The following is a 2284-nucleotide window of genomic DNA, read 5'->3' on the forward strand; positions in this document are numbered from 1 at the left end:
CATATTATATGGTTAAGTCCTCGATCTATTAGTATTCGTCAGCTCCACATGTCACCATGCTTCCACCTCGAACCTATCAACCTGATCATCTTTCAGGGATCTTACTAGCTTACGCTATGGGAAATCTCATCTTGAGGGGGGCTTCATGCTTAGATGCTTTCAGCACTTATCCCTTCCGCACATAGCTACCCAGCTATGCCCTTGGCAGAACAACTGGTACACCAGCGGTGCGTCCATCCCGGTCCTCTCGTACTAAGGACAGCTCCTCTCAAATTTCCTACGCCCACGACGGATAGGGACCGAACTGTCTCACGACGTTCTGAACCCAGCTCGCGTACCGCTTTAATGGGCGAACAGCCCAACCCTTGGGACCGACTACAGCCCCAGGATGCGATGAGCCGACATCGAGGTGCCAAACCTCCCCGTCGATGTGGACTCTTGGGGGAGATAAGCCTGTTATCCCCGGGGTAGCTTTTATCCGTTGAGCGATGGCCCTTCCATGCGGAACCACCGGATCACTAAGCCCGACTTTCGTCCCTGCTCGACTTGTAGGTCTCGCAGTCAAGCTCCCTTATGCCTTTGCACTCTACGAATGATTTCCAACCATTCTGAGGGAACCTTTGGGCGCCTCCGTTACACTTTAGGAGGCGACCGCCCCAGTCAAACTGCCCACCTGACACTGTCTCCCGGGTCGATAAGACCCGTAGGTTAGAATTTCAATACAGTCAGGGCGGTATCCCACCAGCGCCTCCACCGAAGCTAGCGCTCCGGTTTCAATGGCTCCCGCCTATCCTGTACAAACTGTACCAAAATTCAATATCAGGCTACAGTAAAGCTCCACGGGGTCTTTCCGTCCTGTCGCGGGTAACCTGCATCTTCACAGGTACTATAATTTCACCGAGTCTCTGGTTGAGACAGTGCCCAAATCGTTACACCTTTCGTGCGGGTCGGAACTTACCCGACAAGGAATTTCGCTACCTTAGGACCGTTATAGTTACGGCCGCCGTTTACTGGGGCTTCAGTTCAGAGCTTCGCTTACGCTAACCCCTCTCCTTAACCTTCCAGCACCGGGCAGGTGTCACCCCCTATACTTCGCCTTACGGCTTCGCAGAGAGCTGTGTTTTTGCTAAACAGTCGCTTGGGCCTATTCACTGCGGCTTTCCGTTAAGAAAGCACCCCTTCTCCCGAAGTTACGGGGTCATTTTGCCGAGTTCCTTAACCAGAGTTCTCTCGCACACCTTAGGATTCTCTCCTCGCCTACCTGTGTCGGTTTGCGGTACAGGCACCTTTTATCTCGCTAGAAGCTTTTCTTGGCAGCGGGGAATCAAAGACTTCGCTCCATAAGGAGCTTCCCCATCACAGCTCAGCCTTCACGATAAGCGGATTTGCCTACTTATCAGCCTAACTGCTTGGACGTGCACAACCAATCGCACGCTTCTTCTATCCTTCTGCGTCCCTCCATTGCTCAAACGATAAAGAGGTGGTACAGGAATATCAACCTGTTGTCCATCGCCTACGCCTGTCGGCCTCGGCTTAGGTCCTGACTAACCCTGAGCGGACGAGCCTTCCTCAGGAAACCTTAGGCATTCGGTGGACGGGATTCTCACCCGTCTTTCGCTACTCATACCGGCATTCTCACTTCTAAGCGCTCCACCAGTCCTTCCGGTCTGACTTCACTGCACTTAGAACGCTCCCCTACCACTGATACCATTGGTATCAATTCGCAGCTTCGGTGGTGTATTTAGCCCCGGTACATTTTCGGCGCAGAGTCACTCGACTAGTGAGCTATTACGCACTCTTTAAATGGTGGCTGCTTCTAAGCCAACATCCTAGTTGTCTAAGCAACTCCACATCCTTTTCCACTTAATACACACTTTGGGACCTTAGCTGGCGATCTGGGCTGTTTCCCTCTTGACTACGGATCTTATCACTCGCAGTCTGACTCCTAAGGATAAGTCATTGGCATTCGGAGTTTGACTGAATTCGGTAATCCGATGAGGACCCCTAGTTCAATCAGTGCTCTACCTCCAAGACTCTTACACTTAAGGCTAGCCCTAAAGCTATTTCGGGGAGAACCAGCTATCTCCAGGTTCGATTGGAATTTCTCCGCTACCCACACCTCATCCCCGCACTTTTCAACGTGCGTGGGTTCGGGCCTCCATTCAGTGTTACCTGAACTTCACCCTGGACATGGGTAGATCACCTGGTTTCGGGTCTACGACCACGTACTAAACGCCCTATTCAGACTCGCTTTCGCTGCGGCTCCGCCTCTTCAGCTTAACCT

The 2284-nt window shown here is 52.2% G+C and carries 1 rRNA gene; it reads right to left on the bottom strand.

Annotated features, from left to right (window positions below):
- Positions 1-8 precede the first annotated feature (8 nt).
- Positions 9-2284: ribosomal RNA gene (locus CQ064_RS32965) — 23S ribosomal RNA — on the bottom strand; the annotation flags it as partial.

Origin of the sequence: Bacillus sp. MYb78, assembly GCF_002975115.1 — a bacterium.
In the GTDB taxonomy this organism is placed as follows: Bacteria; Bacillota; Bacilli; order Bacillales; family Bacillaceae_G; genus Bacillus_A; species Bacillus_A cereus.